Source organism: Methylohalobius crimeensis 10Ki (genome assembly GCF_000421465.1).
GTDB lineage: Bacteria > Pseudomonadota > Gammaproteobacteria > Methylococcales > Methylothermaceae > Methylohalobius > Methylohalobius crimeensis.
In genome coordinates this window covers 131,907-147,974 of sequence record NZ_ATXB01000002.1, presented here as the reverse complement: position 1 = coordinate 147,974, position 16,068 = coordinate 131,907, and the positions used below count along the sequence as shown (strand labels likewise).

15 protein-coding genes are annotated in these 16,068 nt (G+C 60.3%); 11 read left to right on the top strand and 4 right to left on the bottom strand.

Annotated features, from left to right (window positions below; translation table 11 throughout):
* The first annotated feature begins 31 nt into the window (after positions 1 to 31).
* Together H035_RS0114390 and H035_RS19910 are read left to right on the top strand one after the other, a co-directional pair.
* Entirely contained in the window at positions 32 to 1,282 is a 1,251-nt protein-coding gene (locus H035_RS0114390) for an ammonium transporter (protein ID WP_022949670.1), read from the top strand.
* A 209-nt stretch (positions 1,283 to 1,491) separates the two neighbouring features.
* The gene (locus H035_RS19910; RefSeq protein WP_022949669.1) at positions 1,492 to 2,736 is read left to right on the top strand and encodes a porin; all 1,245 of its coding nucleotides are present in this window, start codon (positions 1,492 to 1,494) and stop codon (positions 2,734 to 2,736) included.
* Positions 2,737 to 2,860: 124 nt separating this feature from the next.
* Here H035_RS19910 and glnA read toward each other — a convergent pair whose 3' ends face one another.
* From glnA to H035_RS0114365, 4 genes are all read right to left on the bottom strand, one after another.
* Complete coding sequence (gene glnA, locus H035_RS0114380) at positions 2,861 to 4,270, bottom strand: glutamate--ammonia ligase (RefSeq protein WP_022949668.1); 1,410 nt, start codon at positions 4,268 to 4,270, stop codon at positions 2,861 to 2,863.
* 136 nt (positions 4,271 to 4,406) lie between these two features.
* Entirely contained in the window at positions 4,407 to 5,576 is a 1,170-nt protein-coding gene (locus H035_RS0114375) for a cation diffusion facilitator family transporter (RefSeq protein WP_026596643.1), read from the bottom strand.
* Positions 5,573 to 5,800: a sulfurtransferase TusA family protein gene (locus H035_RS0114370; RefSeq protein ID WP_022949666.1), complete on the bottom strand. Its 228-nt coding sequence runs from the start codon at positions 5,798 to 5,800 to the stop codon at positions 5,573 to 5,575. Before H035_RS0114370 ends, H035_RS0114375 begins: the two co-directional genes overlap by 4 nt.
* Positions 5,797 to 6,837 carry a tRNA (5-methylaminomethyl-2-thiouridylate)-methyltransferase gene (locus H035_RS0114365; RefSeq protein ID WP_022949665.1) on the bottom strand — a complete coding sequence of 347 codons (1,041 nt, stop codon included), beginning with the start codon at positions 6,835 to 6,837 and terminating at the stop codon, positions 5,797 to 5,799. Before H035_RS0114365 ends, H035_RS0114370 begins: the two co-directional genes overlap by 4 nt.
* A gap of 133 nt (positions 6,838 to 6,970) precedes the next feature.
* Here H035_RS0114365 and H035_RS0114360 point away from each other — a divergent pair, with 133 nt between their 5' ends.
* From H035_RS0114360 to mraY, 9 genes are all read left to right on the top strand, one after another.
* Positions 6,971 to 7,894, top strand: a complete 924-nt coding sequence (locus H035_RS0114360) for an SPOR domain-containing protein (protein WP_022949664.1) — start codon at positions 6,971 to 6,973, stop codon at positions 7,892 to 7,894.
* Complete coding sequence (locus H035_RS0114355) at positions 7,891 to 8,469, top strand: CPBP family intramembrane glutamic endopeptidase (RefSeq protein ID WP_022949663.1); 579 nt, start codon at positions 7,891 to 7,893, stop codon at positions 8,467 to 8,469. Before H035_RS0114360 ends, H035_RS0114355 begins: the two co-directional genes overlap by 4 nt.
* Before the next feature lie 247 nt (positions 8,470 to 8,716).
* Positions 8,717 to 9,175 carry a division/cell wall cluster transcriptional repressor MraZ gene (mraZ, locus tag H035_RS0114350; RefSeq protein ID WP_022949662.1) on the top strand — a complete coding sequence of 153 codons (459 nt, stop codon included), beginning with the start codon at positions 8,717 to 8,719 and terminating at the stop codon, positions 9,173 to 9,175.
* Between the two features lie 11 nt (positions 9,176 to 9,186).
* Positions 9,187 to 10,113, top strand: a complete 927-nt coding sequence (gene rsmH / locus H035_RS0114345; RefSeq protein ID WP_152486074.1) for a 16S rRNA (cytosine(1402)-N(4))-methyltransferase RsmH — start codon at positions 9,187 to 9,189, stop codon at positions 10,111 to 10,113.
* Positions 10,107 to 10,400 (top strand): cell division protein FtsL, encoded by a 294-nt coding sequence (gene ftsL / locus H035_RS0114340; protein WP_022949660.1) that lies wholly within the window; start codon positions 10,107 to 10,109, stop codon positions 10,398 to 10,400. The genes rsmH and ftsL overlap by 7 nt, the downstream gene beginning before the upstream one ends.
* A 5-nt stretch (positions 10,401 to 10,405) precedes the next feature.
* Positions 10,406 to 12,133 carry a peptidoglycan D,D-transpeptidase FtsI family protein gene (locus tag H035_RS0114335; protein WP_051149862.1) on the top strand — a complete coding sequence of 576 codons (1,728 nt, stop codon included), beginning with the start codon at positions 10,406 to 10,408 and terminating at the stop codon, positions 12,131 to 12,133.
* A 7-nt stretch (positions 12,134 to 12,140) separates the two neighbouring features.
* Positions 12,141 to 13,610, top strand: coding sequence for a UDP-N-acetylmuramoyl-L-alanyl-D-glutamate--2,6-diaminopimelate ligase (locus H035_RS0114330; RefSeq protein WP_022949658.1), 1,470 nt, complete (start codon positions 12,141 to 12,143; stop codon positions 13,608 to 13,610).
* Entirely contained in the window at positions 13,601 to 14,998 is a 1,398-nt protein-coding gene (locus tag H035_RS0114325) for a UDP-N-acetylmuramoyl-tripeptide--D-alanyl-D-alanine ligase (RefSeq protein WP_022949657.1), read from the top strand. Before H035_RS0114330 ends, H035_RS0114325 begins: the two co-directional genes overlap by 10 nt.
* Complete coding sequence (gene mraY, locus H035_RS0114320) at positions 14,983 to 16,065, top strand: phospho-N-acetylmuramoyl-pentapeptide-transferase (protein ID WP_022949656.1); 1,083 nt, start codon at positions 14,983 to 14,985, stop codon at positions 16,063 to 16,065. Before H035_RS0114325 ends, mraY begins: the two co-directional genes overlap by 16 nt.
* The last annotated feature ends 3 nt before the right edge of the window (positions 16,066 to 16,068 follow it).

The following is a 16,068-nucleotide window of genomic DNA, read 5'->3' as shown; positions in this document are numbered from 1 at the left end:
AATAACGCGTAATGTAAGAGAGGAAAACAACGTGGAAAAACTGATTGAACTGAGCTATGCGCTGGACACGTTTTATTTTCTGATGTGCGGTGCGCTGGTGATGTGGATGGCGGCGGGATTCGCGATGCTCGAAGCGGGTCTGGTGCGGGCCAAGAACACGGTGGAGATTCTGACCAAGAACGTGGCCCTGTATGCCATTGCCTGCCTGATGTATTTGCTGATCGGCTATCAGATCATGTATCCGGGCGCCGCGGTCAATTCGGTCTGGCCCGGGATCGGGTTTCTGATCGGGGCGGACAATACCGCCCAGGAAGTGCTGGCAAGCGGCGGCGACGTCTATTATTCTAAGATGGCCGACTTTTTCTTCCAGGTGGTGTTCGTGGCCACCGCCATGTCCATCGTGTCGGGGGCGGTGGCCGAGCGGATGAAGCTGTTTTCCTTTCTCCTGTTCGCGGTGGTGATGACCGGCTTTATCTATCCGCTCCAGGGTTATTGGAAATGGGGCGGCGGCTTCCTGGACGGCTTGGGCTTTTTGGATTTCGCCGGCAGCGGGGTGGTGCACATGTGCGGCGCGACCGCGGCCTTGGCCGGGGTGCTGCTGCTGGGGCCGCGGACGGGCAAATACGGGCCCGACGGGGAGATTCACCCCATGCCCGGCTGCAATCTGCCGCTCGCCACCCTGGGGACCTTCATTCTGTGGCTGGGCTGGTTCGGCTTCAACGGCGGCTCGGAATTGAAAGTCTCCGACATCGGCGAGGCCAACGCGGTGGCCAAGGTGTTCGTGAACACCAATACCGCGGCCGCCGGCGGGGCGGTGGCGGCCTTGCTGACCGCGCGCCTCTTATTCGGCAAGGCCGATCTGAGTATGATGCTCAACGGCGCCTTGGCCGGCCTGGTGGCGATCACCGCCGAGCCGTTGACCCCGGTGCCCTGGTTGGCGACCTTGATCGGCGCCATCGGCGGGGTGCTGGTGGTGTTTTCCATCGTCTGCTTCGACAAGCTGCGCGTCGACGATCCGGTGGGCGCCCTGTCCGTTCACGGCGTGGTGGGCATTTGGGGGTTGCTCGCGGTCTGCCTGTCCAACCCCGACGCCAAGTTCAGCGCGCAATTGATCGGCGTGGTCACCATTTTCGCCTTCGTGTTCATCGCCAGCTTGATCGTCTGGTCCGTGATCAAGGCCCTGCTGGGCATTCGCCTCAGCGTGGAGGACGAATACAACGGCGCCGATTTCGCCGACTGCGGCATGGAGGCTTATCCGGAGTTTACCGGAAGCGCCCGCTGAATTAATTGAACAACTGAAAGTAGACGAGGGGCCGACTGACGGAAGGTAACGAGCGGAGACGCGGTTGCCTGCCGGTCGGTAGCCCCGGGAAAAAGAGTGTTTACGCTTGTGAATTTGAAAGTCACGTCTATTTGGTTTACTGTTAAATCGCAGAAAAACAACGATTTGTAGCAAAAACAACACAATCAATCATGAAGTGAGGATTCGCCATGCAAACGATCTATAAACCGACCGTGCTGGCTGCCGCGATGGCGGCCGCCTCGGGCGTCGCCGGGGCCAACCCGATTCCCGAAAATATCAGCCAACCCGACAACGCTTTGAAGGCCTTGACCGGCTTTAATCACAACGAAACCGCCCTGATGAAGGATTTGGGGCTGCATTTCGGCGGTTGGGTGGACTTCGGCTATACCCATAATTTCGACAGCAGCGACAATTTCAACACCCCCGTCACTTTCAACTTCCGCAACGATCGGGTGTTGCTGAATCAGGTCAATCTGTTCGTGGAGCGTGCCGTCGACACCGAAGGCAACGCATGGGACATCGGCGGCCGGGTGGATTTCATGTACGGCTCGGACAGCCCGTTTACCCAAGCCGCCGGTCTGGAAATCTCCGATGGCGGCAAGCAAAAGTGGGTCGGCAACACCAATAGCGGCAACAACATCAACAAGCTGGCCATGCCGCAGGCCTATCTGGAGGTGTTTGCGCCGGTGTTGAACGGCATCACCGCCAAGTTCGGTCATTTCTATACCATCATCGGCTACGAAGTGGTCACCGCCCCCGACAACTTCTTCTATTCCCATGCCTACACCATGCAGTACGGCGAGCCGTTCACCCACACCGGGGCGCTTTTCTCCATGCCCCTGGTGGACAATCTGTCGGTGACCGTGGGCGCGGTCAACGGTTGGGACAGCTTCACCGCCGATATCGACGATGCCTGGAATTTCATCGGCGGTTTGAACTGGGATAACGGCGTGGAAGGCGCCGGTGCCCTGTCCGCGGCGTTGACCGCCACTCACGGCAGTATTGCCGGCAACAACGGCCCGGCGGACGATCTGGACCGTTCTCTGTACAGCATCGTGCTCGGTTACGACCTCACCGATTCCCTGCACTTGGTGTTGCAGCACGACCACGGTTGGCAGGAGCAATTGGGCACCGACAACGAAGCCCACTGGTACGGAATCAACAGCTATCTGACCTACGACATCAATGATATGTTCAGCGTCGGCTCCCGTATGGAGTGGTTCCGCGACGAAGCTGGCATTCGCGTCATCGGCAACGGCAAAAGCACCAACTTCTACGAGATGACCGTAGGGGTCAATTTCACCCCCACCCACTGGTTCAAGGTGCGTCCGGAAGTTCGCTACGACTGGGCGGAAAACAGCAAGCCCTTTGACGAAGGCAGTCAAGACGACCAGCTGACCTTCGCGGTGGATGCGGTGGTTGCGCTGTTCTAATTGACGGTCTTCGGGATCGATTGAAAAAAGCGGGATGGATGCGTCCGTCCCGCTTTTTTTTCGGGCACAAAAAACGCCCCGGCTTATGCGGACGGGGCGTTTTTTTTAGCTTAGAGTCTCTTTTTTAGAGGCTGTAGTACATGTCGAATTCCACCGGGTGGGTGCTCATCCGCAGGCGGGTGATTTCTTCGGTTTTGAGCGCGATATAGCCGTCGATCATATCGTCGGTGAAGACGTTGCCCGCCTTGAGGAATTCCCGGTCCTGATCCAGGGCTTCCAGCGCTTGATCGAAGGCGAAGCATACCTGGGGAATGCTTTGTTCCTCTTCCGGCGGCAGGTCGTACAGGTTTTTGTCCATCGCATCCCCGGGATGGATTTTGTTGAGAATGCCGTCGAGGCCCGCCATCAACATCGCCGAGAAGGCGAAGTAAGGGTTGGCGGTGGAATCGGGGAATCGCACTTCGATTCGCCGTGCCTTGGGATTGGCGATGAATGGGACGCGGATGGAGGCGGAGCGGTTGCGGGCCGAGTAAGCCAGCATCACCGGCGCTTCGAAGCCCGGCACCAAGCGTTTATAGCTGTTGGTGGAAGCGTTGGTGAAGGCGTTCAGGGCGCGGGCGTGTTTGAGAATCCCGCCGATGTAGTAGAGGGCGGTTTCCGAGAGGCCGCCGTAGAGGTCTCCGGTAAACTGATTTTGTCCGCCTTTGGCCAAGGACATGTGGACGTGCATGCCGTTGCCGTTGTCGCCCACCAGCGGTTTGGGCATGAAAGTGGCGGTTTTGCCGAAGGCGTGAGCCACGTTTTGAACCGCGTACTTGAGAATCAGTACTTCGTCGGCTTTTTTCACCAGGGTGTTGCAGCCCACGCCGATCTCGCACTGGCCGGCGGTGGCCACTTCGTGGTGATGAACCTCGGCGGTCAGACCCATTTCCTCCAGAGTTTCGCACATGGTGGAGCGGATGTCCTGGAGCGAGTCCACCGGCGGTACCGGGAAATACCCCCCTTTCAGCCCCGGGCGGTGACCGATATTGCCGCCTTCGTAGACCCTTTCGGTGTTCCAGTTGGCTTCTTCGGAATCCACTTCATAGAAGCAGCGATGGATATCGGCGGCCCAACGCACGTCGTCGAAAATGAAGAATTCGTTTTCCGGTCCGAATAAAGCGGTGTCGGCAACACCGGTGGATTTCATATAAGCTTCGGCGCGCTTGGCCACCGAGCGGGGACAGCGTTCGTAGCCTTCCATGGTGGAAGGTTCCACGATATCGCAGCGGATGATGAGGGTGGGCGCTTCGAAGAACGGATCTTCGACCGCGGTTTCCGGGTCCGGCATGAGAATCATGTCCGATTCGTTGATGCTTTTCCATCCGGCGATGGACGAGCCGTCGAACATTTTGCCGTTTTCGAAGAATTCCTCGTCGAGCGTGTGAGCCGGTACGGTGACATGCTGTTCCTTGCCCCGGGTGTCGGCGAAACGCAAATCGACGAATTGAATTTCTTTTTCTTTGATGACTTCAAATACCTTGTCAACGGACATTGAATTACCTCATTGGACGAATTGAAAAATTCCAGGCATTTTAAGCATGAAACATGCCATTGAAATTTAAGATGAAGAGCGTGCTCGAATCTCGGGTTTATTCAGTAAGTGTTCCCTAATTTGGTGCATAATGTACTTATTTGGTGCGTTCGGATCTTGGGGGCGTAAAATAGATTTGCACCTTGCCTACAAAGCTAAACGGTTTGGCGGCTTTTCGCAATTCCTCATGGATAGCCTGGGCGGATCGGTTCGGGGTTAAAACGGATAAGGGGAGATAGGCCTCCACGTCGATTTTTCCCCTCAAATAGTGAAGATTGATTCGTTTGATTTCTTGGGCATAGGGCAGATGCCGCCACGCCTGCTGCAGCTGTTCGATCACCCGGGGGCGGAGTGGAAGGGCCTGAGGGCGTTGCTGGAGATCGTTCTCGGCGTCGATGTGGACGACCACGTCGGTGACCTCGTCGAATTCCTGCAGCAAGCGATCGCGGACCCGGTCGGCGATGGCGTGGCCTTCGGACACCGAAATCTGCGGATGCACTTGAATGTGGACGTCCACCAAGGCTTCTCCGGCCATTCGTCGGCTGCGCAAGGCGTGGAGGGATTTGACTCCCTCGGTGGTGCGGATGGCGGTCTGGATTTTTGTCACTTGTTCGGCCGGCAGGGCGGTATCCACCAGTTCCCGCAAGCTTTCCACAATCAGCTCCAAACCGATTTTGGCGATCATCAAACCGACCACGATGGCGGCGACCGCGTCGGCGAAGTGGTAGCCGGCCAAGACCCCGATCACCCCCACCAGGACGACGACGGACGAAACCGCATCCGAGCGATGATGCCAGGCATTGGCGCGCAGGAGCTTGGAGCGGGTGTGGCGGGCGACCCGGAGCGTGTAGTGGTACAACCCTTCCTTGACCAGGATGGAAATTCCCACCGCGATCAGCGCCCAGCGGTTGGGGTGCCAGAGGGGGGCGGTTCCCTGCAATCTTTGCGCCGCGTCCCAGACGATGCCGGCGGCCACGGCGGCCAGAAATCCTCCCAGTGCCACGGTGGCGAGGGTCTCGAAGCGGCCGTGGCCGTAGGGATGGCTTTCGTCGGCGCTTTGTCCGGCAAAGCGGACGGTGAAAAGAATCAACAGGTCGGTGGCCAGGTCGGAAAAGGAGTGAATCCCGTCGACGATCAAGGCCCCGGAACGTCCGTAAGATCCCGCTGCGATCTTGCCCACGGCCAACAATAAGTTGACCACCCCGCCCACCAGGGTGACGCGTTGTTTGGCGCGAAGCTGCTCCGCTTGCAGGGAAGGGGGGGTCATTCTCCGACCGTGAGCAGGACGTGGTACTCGTCGCCTTGGCGCCAGCTGTCCTGAATCTGATGGCCGTTGATTCGGCACCAGGCGGGCACGTCGTTCAGAATTCCCGGGTCGGTGCCGATCAATTCCACTTCCATCCCGGCGGGAAGATCCTTGGCGGCGTCCTGAAGCCGGATGACCGGCATGGGGCAAAGCAGTCCGCGGGCGTCCACCGTTTCCTTGCTCATAGCACCCACTCCGCGGGGATTCCATGGGGCGGTAGCGGGGCGACGCGCAGGGTGCGTTCGTTTTCGGCGGTGACCGCCTTGACTTCCACCACATCCGCATTCCGGCCCTGGCTGTAGCGGGCGAGAATGCGCGCCGCCAACTCCCAATCTTCGGCGGTGGGGTCGCCGTCCACCAGGATCAAGGGACCGGCATGGCTGACCGGATACAGGTGCGGAAAGCGTTTCTTGTAGCCTTGCAGAAAACGACCTTCTCCCTCTTCCCGGGCGACGATCAATTTATAGTGGGCGCGGGGGCGGATATGGCGACCCACTTTGAGGAGCATGATGTCGTCCAGTTCGTAGCGTTTTTCTCCGCGAGCCTGCCACAAATCGCTCAGCTTGTGCGAGTAGTTTGCGTCGGTCAGAAAGCAGCAGCCACCGGCGGGCTGGGCGTAATCCTCGAGGCCCAGCCGCTGCGCCAGCGCCATCTGCGGCTTGCGGGTGCGGCCGGAGAAGGCGTAGAGCTTGTCCCGGTCCACCCAGCCTTCCCGCTCCGGTTTGGAAGGCGGGAGATTTTGGGCGCAGAGGGGACGCAACAACCGGTCGTCGGCTCCGGATTCGCGGGCCACTAAGGGCATGGTGTCCTTGCGTTGGGATTTGGGTCGTTGACCGATCACTTCCCCGGTAATGATGAAATCGAAGCCGTTGGTTTCGATCCATTGCCTGGCTTTGCCCACCATGAAGATTTTGCAATCCAGGCAGGGGTTTAGATTGGCTCCATAGCCGTGTTTGGGGTTGATCACCACATCTTTGTACTCTTCGATAATATCGACGATGTGAAGCTTGATGCCCAATTGCTCGGCCACCCAGAGGGCGTTGTTGCGCTTGGGTTTGGCCTGATCGCGCTTGCGAATGGCGTGGGTGTGACCTTCCACGCAGAAGCCGGTGAAAAAATTGATGCCTTCCACGTGAATGCCCTGTTCCATCACCACGCGGGCGGCGAGCATGGAGTCGAGGCCGCCGGAAATCAGGGCGACCGCCTTAAGTTGTTGACGCATGGAGCTCATAAAGACTTAATTGCACGAAAACGTATTTTACCATCGGCTCACCGGTCGGTGCGTCAGTCGCCGCGGTTTTGATGTCCGGGATGTTGTGATATGTTTCCTCAAATATCTTAAGGAGGGGCGCCCCATGAGCGACGATTCTCGCAATACAGACCAGCCGGATTTCGCACAGCAGTTGGAAAAGGCGGCGCGCGACCGCCGTGCCCGAATGACCCGGCCTGCGGGTCGGGAAGAGGATTGGGAGCCGGAAGAGGATACCTTGGAGTTGTCCACCGCGCCCGAAAGTACCCGCCATCCGCGCAGTTCGGCGGAGCGTCCCACCGCGCCGACGGTTTCGGCGGAGTCGGAAGTGCCGCCGCCGTGGTCGTCGAATCGGAGCGGGGAGGGCGATGGCCGGTTGTGGATCGCCGTGGGGCTCGGGGGGGCGGCTTTGGTGATCGTCTTGGTGGTGGCGGCGCTGCTGTATCGTCAAAGCGACCGGATCGAGCATCTGGGCAATACGGTGGTTTCCTTGGAGGAGCGCTTGCAAGCAGGGGCCGGTAGGGGAGGCAATGCAGCCTATCTCGGGGGCGAGGTGGATCGAATGAAGGTCCGGCTGGGCGAGCTCGAACATCAGGCCGGACAGCGTTTGGCGGCGCTGGAGGCGGCAACGGGCGAGGACGGGGAGGCGCTTCGAGGCGAGGTCGAGCGCTTGAACGAGGCCATGGCCGGGATCGAACCGCGCTTGGATAAATTGGAGCGACGGCTCGAAGCCGGCCCGCCGTCCCAGGCAGCCAAGTCGCCTTCCGCCGGGGCGGCTGCGGAAGGCGGCAGCGGACGGCAAGGATGGTATATTGTATTGGCTTCCTTCAACAGCCGCGCCGCGGCGGAAAAATTACGGCGGAATTATGCCGGTCGCGGCGTCCAAGCGGAGATTCAGGCGGCGACCGTCAAGGGAAAGCCTTGGTATCGGCTGCGGGTGGGGCCGTTTACCGATCAGAAAAAAGCTTCCGATCGCGGCGAGGATCTGCGCGGGAAACTGGGATTGAATTCGGTCTGGTTGAGCCGATGAATAAAACCCAGTTTCTGATCATGGCCACCCTCTTCGAAGGGGGGTTGGTAGTGGTGGCTTATTTGTTAGGGTGGTGGATGGAAATCGACCCCATGGCGTCGTTTGCCTGGCGTTCCGAGGCTTTGAGTCTGGGGCTGTTGGGGACTTTCCCTTTGTTGGCTTTTTTCGGGATTTCATATCGCTTGCCCGTTTCCGGGCTGGAAAAAATCAAGCGACTTTTGATCGATACCTTGGGCTCGTTGCTGGCCGCCTCTCGCTGGTATGAATTGGTCTATGTGGCCGCGCTGGCGGGGGTGGGGGAGGAAGTGTTGTTTCGTGGGGTGCTGCAGCCCTGGTTGGAGAGTCTCTGGGGATGGGGGCCGGCGCTGCTGATCAGCAACCTGCTTTTTGGACTGGCCCATTCGGTGACACCTCTATATACCGTCCTGGCCGCCTTGACCGGTATGTATTTGGGCTGGCTGTTGGATGTCGGCGGTGAGCGCAATTTATTGGTGCCCATCGTGGTGCATTCGGTTTACGATTTGGCGGCCTTTATCATCGTGGTCGCCGCCTACCGTGCCGAACGCGCCGCTTGAGCGGCGTCTTTTCGGTTTTTTCTGAGATTCTCCTCACGTTTCTGCCTTTCTTTGCGGGGATCTTTTCGGCTGAAAAGTGTCTTCCCCCTGCCCCTGAATGCCCGCCTGGTGTTGGGTTTCGGCAACTTTTGTCGCCAAAAAGGTACGCTTGACGAAGCGTCGCCGGCTCCTTATAGTGCCTTAAAGCCAGTGGGGAAATGTGGGGATTGGTGGGGACTGCGGCATTCGGAAAGCTCCGGGGGGAGAATTGTTTCGTGGTATTCACACGCTGAGTTTGGATAGCAAGGGCCGTTTGGCGCTGCCCTCCAAATACCGGGAGAGCCTGCAGGCCGAAGCGGATGGCCAGGTGGTCGCCACCATTGCCCTCGATAACCGGTGCCTTTGGTTGTACCCCTTATCCCAATGGGAAGCTTTGGAACGACAATTGGTGTCCTATTCATCGCTTAATCGGAAAGCCAGCCACTTGCAGCGGCTGTTGATCGGCCATGCCAACGAATGCCAATTGGATGGGCAAGGGCGAGTTTTATTGTCGACGCCGTTGCGTAAGTACGCCAATTTGGACAAAAACATCGTGTTGGTGGGCGTGGGTGGCAAATTCGAAATTTGGGATGAGGAGACTTGGGACATCCGCCGCAACGTTTGGATTGAAGAGATGAGTCTCGAGGACCTTGCCGAGCCGCCGGATTTTAGCGCTTTGAAGATTTGATTATGGATGCCATGATTCACCAGCCCGTCATGCTTGAAGAGGCGTTAGCGGGGTTGGCCGTCCGTAACGATGGCGTATACGTGGATGGTACGTTCGGGCGCGGAGGGCATAGCCGTGCGATTCTAGAGCAACTGGGCCGCGAAGGCCGGCTGATCGCTCTGGACAAGGATCCGGATGCCGTCGCATCCACGCAAGCTCGGCAGTTGGCGGAAGACCGTCGGTTCAGCTTGATTCACGCGGATTTCAATCAGTTGCGGGAAGTCATCGAGGAGATGGGTTACGCCGGCCGGATCGACGGCATACTTTTGGATTTGGGCGTCTCATCGCCGCAGCTGGATACACCGGAGCGGGGATTCGCTTTTCTCCATGACGGTCCTTTGGATATGCGGATGAATCCGGATGTGGGAATGAGCGCCGCAGATTGGTTGGCCCAGGCACCGATGCGGGAAATCGCCGATGTCATCCGCAAGTTTGGGGAAGAGCGTTTCGCCCACCGCATTGCCCGGGCCATCGTCGAGGCCCGCAGCCGCCAACCGCTGCTTCGCACCCGGCAACTGACGGCGCTGATCGAACGCGCCGTTCCTGCCCGGGAACGCCACAAACACCCGGCGACCCGGACTTTTCAAGCACTGCGCATTCACATCAATCGGGAGCTGGAGAGTCTGGAAGCCGTCCTGGAGCAAGCGGTGGATCTCTTGGTGCCGGGCGGCCGCTTGGTCGTGATCGCTTTTCACTCCCTGGAGGACCGGATCGTAAAGCGTTTCCTGCGCGCCCAGTCCCGGGGAACGCCCTTGCCCAAGGGGCTGCCGGTGACCGGGACGCCGTCTCCCCAACGCCTGAAAGTTCTCGGCAAAAAGCGTCCCGACGCCTTGGAGGCGTCCCGTAATCCCCGGGCACGGAGCGCGATCCTAAGAATCGCCGAACGCCGATCATGTTAAGCAAATCGGAAGGCGTGTGTATCGGCCTGCTGGTATTGGCGGCCGTTTCAGCGGTGGGCGTGGTGCATAGCAAATACCGTGCCCGCTTGTTGTTCAACGAAGTTCAGCGTCTCCAGCGTCAGCTGGACGACTTCGAGGTGGAATGGGAGCAGTTGTTGCTTGAGGAACATGCTTGGGCCGATCCGGCCCGGGTCGAACGTTTAGCTCGAACCCGCTTGCAGATGGTGGTTCCGGATGCGAATGAAATCGTTTATTTGCCGCTCTCTTCAGGCCCTCCGATGCATTGAACGAGATGGTGGATACTAGCCCCCCCCGAATTGACTTGATTTCCTGGCGGCGCGGATTGGTGCTGGCCGGGTTCGGCCTGGGATTGGCGGGATTGCTGGTGCGGGCGTTTTACGTGCAGGTATGGGCGCGGGATTTCTATCAACGGAGGGCGGATAGACAGCAGATTCGGGTGATGGAATTGCCCGCTCACCGGGGGCGGCTGCTGGACCGCAAAGGCGCCCCCTTGGCGATCAGCGCGCCGGTGCAATCGGTTTGCGTCAATCCCCGGATATTTCAGGCCAGCGCGGCACAAATGCGCACCTTAGCGCGCTTGCTGAATATCCCCGAAGCGCGTTTGCGGCACCGGATCGATACCCACCGCCGGCGCGCATTCCTCTATCTCAAACGCCGCCTGCCGCCGGCGAGGGCGGAGCGGATCGCGGGCTTGGAGATCGACGGCCTGTTTCTGAGGCCGGAATTCAAACGTTATTACCCCGCCGCCGAAGTGACCGCCCACTTGCTCGGTTTTACCGATATCGATCAGCACGGTCAGGAAGGCGTGGAGCGGCGATTCGAAGCCCAATTGCAGGGGATGTCCGGGCAGGTGCGGGTGATTCAGGATCGTCGCGGGCGAATCATCGAATCCATCGAAGCGGTTCAGCCGGCGCGACCGGGCCACGATATCCGCTTGAGCATCGATCGGCGCCTGCAGTATTGGGCTTATCTGGAACTCAAGCGTGCAGTGACCGAACATCGCGCCAAGGGCGGGATGCTGGTATTGCTCGATGCGAAAACCGGGGAAGTGTTGGCCCTGGCCAACCAGCCCGCCTTCAACCCGAATTTCCGCGATTCGCTGACCTCGGGCAATTTCCGCAATCGGGCCCTGGTCGACCGATTTGAACCGGGCTCCACCCTCAAGCCCCTCACCATGGCATGCGCCCTGCGGGAGCACGCCGTGTCTCCCGGTTGGAAGGTCGACACCACGCCCGGTTGGATGCGCGTGGGACGGAATCGGGTGCGGGACCATCGCAATTACGGGGTGCTCGATTTGGCGGGGATATTGCGGAAATCGAGCAATGTGGGCATTACCCATGTGGCTTTGAAAATGCCATCCGAATCTTTTGCCGCCTGTCTCAGGGATTTCGGTTTCGCCGGGCGCACCGGAATCGAGTTTCCCGGCGAAACGGAAGGGGTGGTGCCCGATCCGTCCGGCTGGGGCCAGTTTGAGCAGGCGACGATCGCCTTCGGCTACGGTTTGGCGGTTTCCACCCTGCAGTTGGCGCGCGCTTATGCGGTGCTGGCCGATGACGGCATACGCCACAGCATCACCCTCTTGCCCCGCGATCAGGACAGCCGGGCACAGCGGATTCTACCGCCCGGCCTGGCCGCCCGCCTGCGGCGGATGCTGGAAGGCGTGGTCAGTCGGGATGGCACCGCCTCTCGGGCCCGGGTGGCGGGTTATCAAGTGGCGGGCAAGACCGGTACCGCCAAAGTGGCGATTCCGGGCGGTTATGCGGACGATCGTTATCGGGCTTTGTTCGTGGGGATGGCGCCCGCCTCGAAACCTCGTTTGGTCCTGGCGGTGGTGATCGATGAGCCCGGTGGCAAGGATTACTACGGCGGTTTGGTGGCGGCGCCGGTGTTCGCCCGGGTCATGGAGATCGCGCTGCGCTTGTTGGGTGTGCCGCCGGACGGTGTTCCTCAGACCTCTCAACCCCTCTTGGTGAAATTGGATGGGCAGCCGGATGGATAGGCGGGGGATGCCCGGCTGGGTGCCCCTGCAAGAACTGATGCCGGACGTTCCCTGTCCGCCCGGCCTGTGCGTGTCGGGACTCAGCGACAGCGGTTCTTCCGTGCGCCCGGGGGAGGCGTATCTTGCTCCCGCCGGCGTTCGCCGCCATGGGATCGAATTTGCCCCGGAAGCCCAGGACCGGGGGGCGGTCGTGGTGGTCTACGAACCGGAAGGGGCCCGTCTGCCGGCCGGTTTGACCGTTCCCGCCCTGGCCGTACCCCGCCTCAATGAGCGTTTGGGAGAGATCGCCGCGCGTTTCTACGGCCATCCTTCCCGGGCAATCGAGGTGATCGGGATCACCGGCACCAATGGGAAGACATCTTGCAGCTTTTTCCTGGCTCAAGCACTCGGGGGCGCGGTGCTAGGCACTCTCGGGTGGGGCAGTCCGGCCGCTTTGCAAGCGACCCATCACACCACCGCACCGGCCCTGGAAAACCAAAAACGCTTGGCCGCCTTGCGGGCACGAGGAATTCGCTCCGTGGCCATGGAGGTCTCTTCCCACGCGTTGGATCAGGGGCGGGTCAACGGGATCGATTTCGATCTCGCTTTATGGACCAATCTCAGCCGCGACCATCTGGATTACCACGGGACCCCGGACGCTTATGCCGACGCGAAGATCAAGCTCCTGAGTCATCCGAAGCTTCAGGCGGCGGTATTGAATTTGGACGATCCGGCCTGGCCGGCCTTTCATCGCGGGGTCGGTCCCGGGGTTCGGATCTATGGGTTTAGCGCAATCCCGGGGAAAGACGCTCCTTTTCCCCGTTTAGTCGCCGATGCGGTTTGTTATCGCGCCGCCGGAATGGAGTTTCAAGTGACCTGGAAAAACGAGCGGATGCCGGTTCAGGTGCCGCTGCTCGGGGAATTCAATCTCGCCAACGTCTTGGCGGTATTGACGGTATTGCTGGCGCGGGGGTCGGCATTGGCGGAAGCGGTCCGCCTTTTGGCGAATCTTACACCGGTGCCGGGAAGGATGGAGTGCTTCCGGTCGCCGGACCGGCCTTTGGCGGTGGTGGATTACGCCCATACCCCGGCCGCCCTGGAACTGGCCCTGCGCAGTTTGCGTCGGCATTGCCGCGGACGCCTGTGGGCGGTGTTCGGTTGCGGCGGGCAGCGCGATCGGGGCAAACGCCCCCAGATGGGGCGGGTGGCCGAGGGTTTGGCCGACCGGGTGATCTTGACCGACGACAATCCCCGCGCGGAAGACGGCGATCGCATCGTCGCCGAAATTATGGCGGGTATGACCACCCATCCGCAGGTGGTGCGGGATCGCGGCGAAGCGATTGCGACTGCGATCGCCTCGGCGGACGTCGATGACATCGTCCTGGTGGCGGGAAAAGGCCACGAGAGTTGGCAGGAAATCGGAGGAGGAGAGCGGCGCGCCTTCTGCGACCGGGCGGTGGTGGCCGAGCTTTTGCGGGAGGCGCCGGTATGCGCTTGAGCGAGTTGGCGCCCGTATTGAAAGGAACGCTCCTCCGCCAGGATGTCGAGTTTCACGGCGTGGGCATCGATAGTCGCGGGGATTTGCAAGGCCGCTTGTTCGTGGCGCTGCATGGAGCGCGATTCGACGGCCACGACTTCTTGCCCCAGGCGCGGGAGGCGGGCGCCGTCGGCGCGCTGGTGACGCGGCCCGGGGCGAGCGAATTGCCCCAGCTCAAGGTGGCCGATACCCAACTGGCCCTGGGGCAGTTGGCCCGGTATTGGCGCCATCTAAATTTCGACGGGATGGTGGTGGGGGTCACCGGCAGCAACGGCAAAACCACCGTCAAGGAAATGATCGCTCAAGTATTGGCCGAAGCGGAGGAAGCGCACGGCGCCGCTTCCCTCCTTAAGACTCAGGGCAACCTCAACAATGCCATCGGCGTGCCTTTGACCCTGTTGCGCCTGCACCCGTCGCATCGCTTCGCGGTGATCGAAATGGGCGCCAATCACGCCGGTGAAATCGCCTATGTAGCCGGATTGGCCGAACCCCAAGCCGCGGTGATCACCAACGCCGGCCCGGCCCATTTGGAAGGTTTCGGTTCTCTGGAAGGAGTGGCCCGGACGAAGGGAGAATTGATCGCCGCTTTGCCGACTACCGGAACGGCGGTGCTCAACGCCGACGATCGATTTTTTCCATTGTGGCGGGAAATCGCCGGCCGCAGACGGGTGATCACTTTCGGATTGTCTTCGTCGGCCGATGTCAGCGCCGAGGCCATGGAGCCGTTGGCGTTCAGCGAAGGCCGGTTTCGTAACCGGTTCCGGGTTCGAGCGCTGGGTGAGCGTTTCGATGTGGATCTGGCCTTGCCGGGCCGTCACAACGTGATCAATGCGCTGGCGGCCACGGCTTGCGGTTTGGCCATGGATGGAAGTGTCGCCGGGATTCAGGCGGGATTGGCCCGGATGGTGCCCGTCTCGGGGCGATTGCGGCCGTTGCCGGCCAAGAGCGGAGCTTGGCTCTTGGACGATTGCTACAACGCCAATCCGGCTTCCTTCGAGGCCGGATTGGACGCCTTAGGTGCTTGCGGCGGCGAGCCCTGGGTCGTGTTGGGTGCGTTCGGCGAACTGGGACCGGACAGTACAGCTTGGCACACCCGGGCGGGGGCATTGGCCAAAGCCCGCGGTGTCCGGCGCTTATTGGCGGTGGGCGATGCCAGCAGAGCGGCGGTGGCTGCCTTTGGCATCGGGGGGGAATGGTTCGCGTCTCAGGCAGCCTTGATCGACGCCGCGCTCGACCACCTCCACGCCGAGGTGCGAATTTTAATCAAAGGGTCGCGCAGCCAGCATTTGGAGACCACGGTGGAGGCCTTGCAGGCCTGGGGGGGAGAGCAGGGGTGCTATACGAGTTGACGGAATGGTTGAGTGATTGGTACGGCCCGTTTCGGGTGTTCCAGTATCTGACCTTGCGCGCCATATTGGGGGTGCTGACCGCATTGGCGATCGCTTTCATGATCGGCCCCTCCTTGATTCGTCGCCTTGGAAGTCGGGGGCTGGGGCAGCCGATCCGGGTGGACGGGCCCGAAGCGCACCTGAGCAAAGCGGGTACCCCCACCATGGGGGGCGCATTGATTCTGGCGGCCGTTACCCTCGCCACCCTGTTGTGGGCGGATTTGAACAACCGTCAAACCTGGGTAGTGCTATCTGTGACTTTAGCTTACGGGGTGATCGGCTTCGTCGATGACTATAAGAAATTGATTCTCAAAAACAGCAAGGGAATCTCGGCGCGCCAGAAGCTGTTTTGGCAGTCCGCGGTGGCGTTGGGTGCGGCCGCTTTCCTCTACCACACCGCCCAGGTGCCGGCGGAGACCACCTATATCGTCCCTTTCTTTAAGGAAATATCGATCGGCTTGGGATGGGGATTTATTCCTCTTACCTGGTTGGTCATCGTGGGCAGCAGCAACGCGGTCAATTTGACCGATGGTCTAGACGGTTTGGCGATCCTTCCGGCAGTGCTGGTGGGCGGGGCATTGGGGATCTTCGCCTATGTTTCGGGCAACGTGAATTTCGCCGTTTATCTGGCCGTTCCCCACATTCCCGGCGCCGGCGAGTTGGTGGTGTTTTGCGGTGCGCTGGTGGGAGCCGGATTGGGTTTTTTATGGTTCAACGCCTATCCGGCTCAAGTGTTCATGGGAGATATCGGCGCCCTCGCATTGGGTGCGGCCCTGGGGATCCTGGCGGTACTGGTTCGCCAGGAAATCGTCTTGATGATCATGGGGGGCGTGTTCGTGGTCGAGACGGTTTCGGTCATCCTTCAGGTGATCTCGTTCAAGCTGACCGGGAAACGGATTTTTCGGATGGCCCCCCTGCACCATCATTTCGAACTCCAGGGCTGGCCGGAGCCGCGGGTGAGCGTTCGCTTCTGGATCATCACCGTGATTTTGGTCCTGATCGGGCTGGCGACTTTGAAACTGAGGTAGGCG

What these genes read in the sequence shown, in the direction of transcription:
- H035_RS0114370 (WP_022949666.1), bottom strand. Translation starts at nt 5,800, where the DNA reads ATGAGCAAGGAAACGGTGGACGCCCGCGGACTGCTTTGCCCCATGCCG.
- H035_RS0114335 (WP_051149862.1), top strand. Translation starts at nt 10,406, where the DNA reads ATGGTGGATACTAGCCCCCCCCGAATTGACTTGATTTCCTGGCGGCGC.
- rsmH (WP_152486074.1), top strand. Translation starts at nt 9,187, where the DNA reads ATGATTCACCAGCCCGTCATGCTTGAAGAGGCGTTAGCGGGGTTGGCC.
- H035_RS0114365 (WP_022949665.1), bottom strand. Translation starts at nt 6,837, where the DNA reads ATGCGTCAACAACTTAAGGCGGTCGCCCTGATTTCCGGCGGCCTCGAC.
- H035_RS19910 (WP_022949669.1), top strand. Translation starts at nt 1,492, where the DNA reads ATGCAAACGATCTATAAACCGACCGTGCTGGCTGCCGCGATGGCGGCC.
- H035_RS0114325 (WP_022949657.1), top strand. Translation starts at nt 13,601, where the DNA reads ATGCGCTTGAGCGAGTTGGCGCCCGTATTGAAAGGAACGCTCCTCCGC.
- H035_RS0114355 (WP_022949663.1), top strand. Translation starts at nt 7,891, where the DNA reads ATGAATAAAACCCAGTTTCTGATCATGGCCACCCTCTTCGAAGGGGGG.
- H035_RS0114375 (WP_026596643.1), bottom strand. Translation starts at nt 5,576, where the DNA reads ATGACCCCCCCTTCCCTGCAAGCGGAGCAGCTTCGCGCCAAACAACGC.
- H035_RS0114360 (WP_022949664.1), top strand. Translation starts at nt 6,971, where the DNA reads ATGAGCGACGATTCTCGCAATACAGACCAGCCGGATTTCGCACAGCAG.
- H035_RS0114330 (WP_022949658.1), top strand. Translation starts at nt 12,141, where the DNA reads ATGCCCGGCTGGGTGCCCCTGCAAGAACTGATGCCGGACGTTCCCTGT.
- ftsL (WP_022949660.1), top strand. Translation starts at nt 10,107, where the DNA reads ATGTTAAGCAAATCGGAAGGCGTGTGTATCGGCCTGCTGGTATTGGCG.
- glnA (WP_022949668.1), bottom strand. Translation starts at nt 4,270, where the DNA reads ATGTCCGTTGACAAGGTATTTGAAGTCATCAAAGAAAAAGAAATTCAA.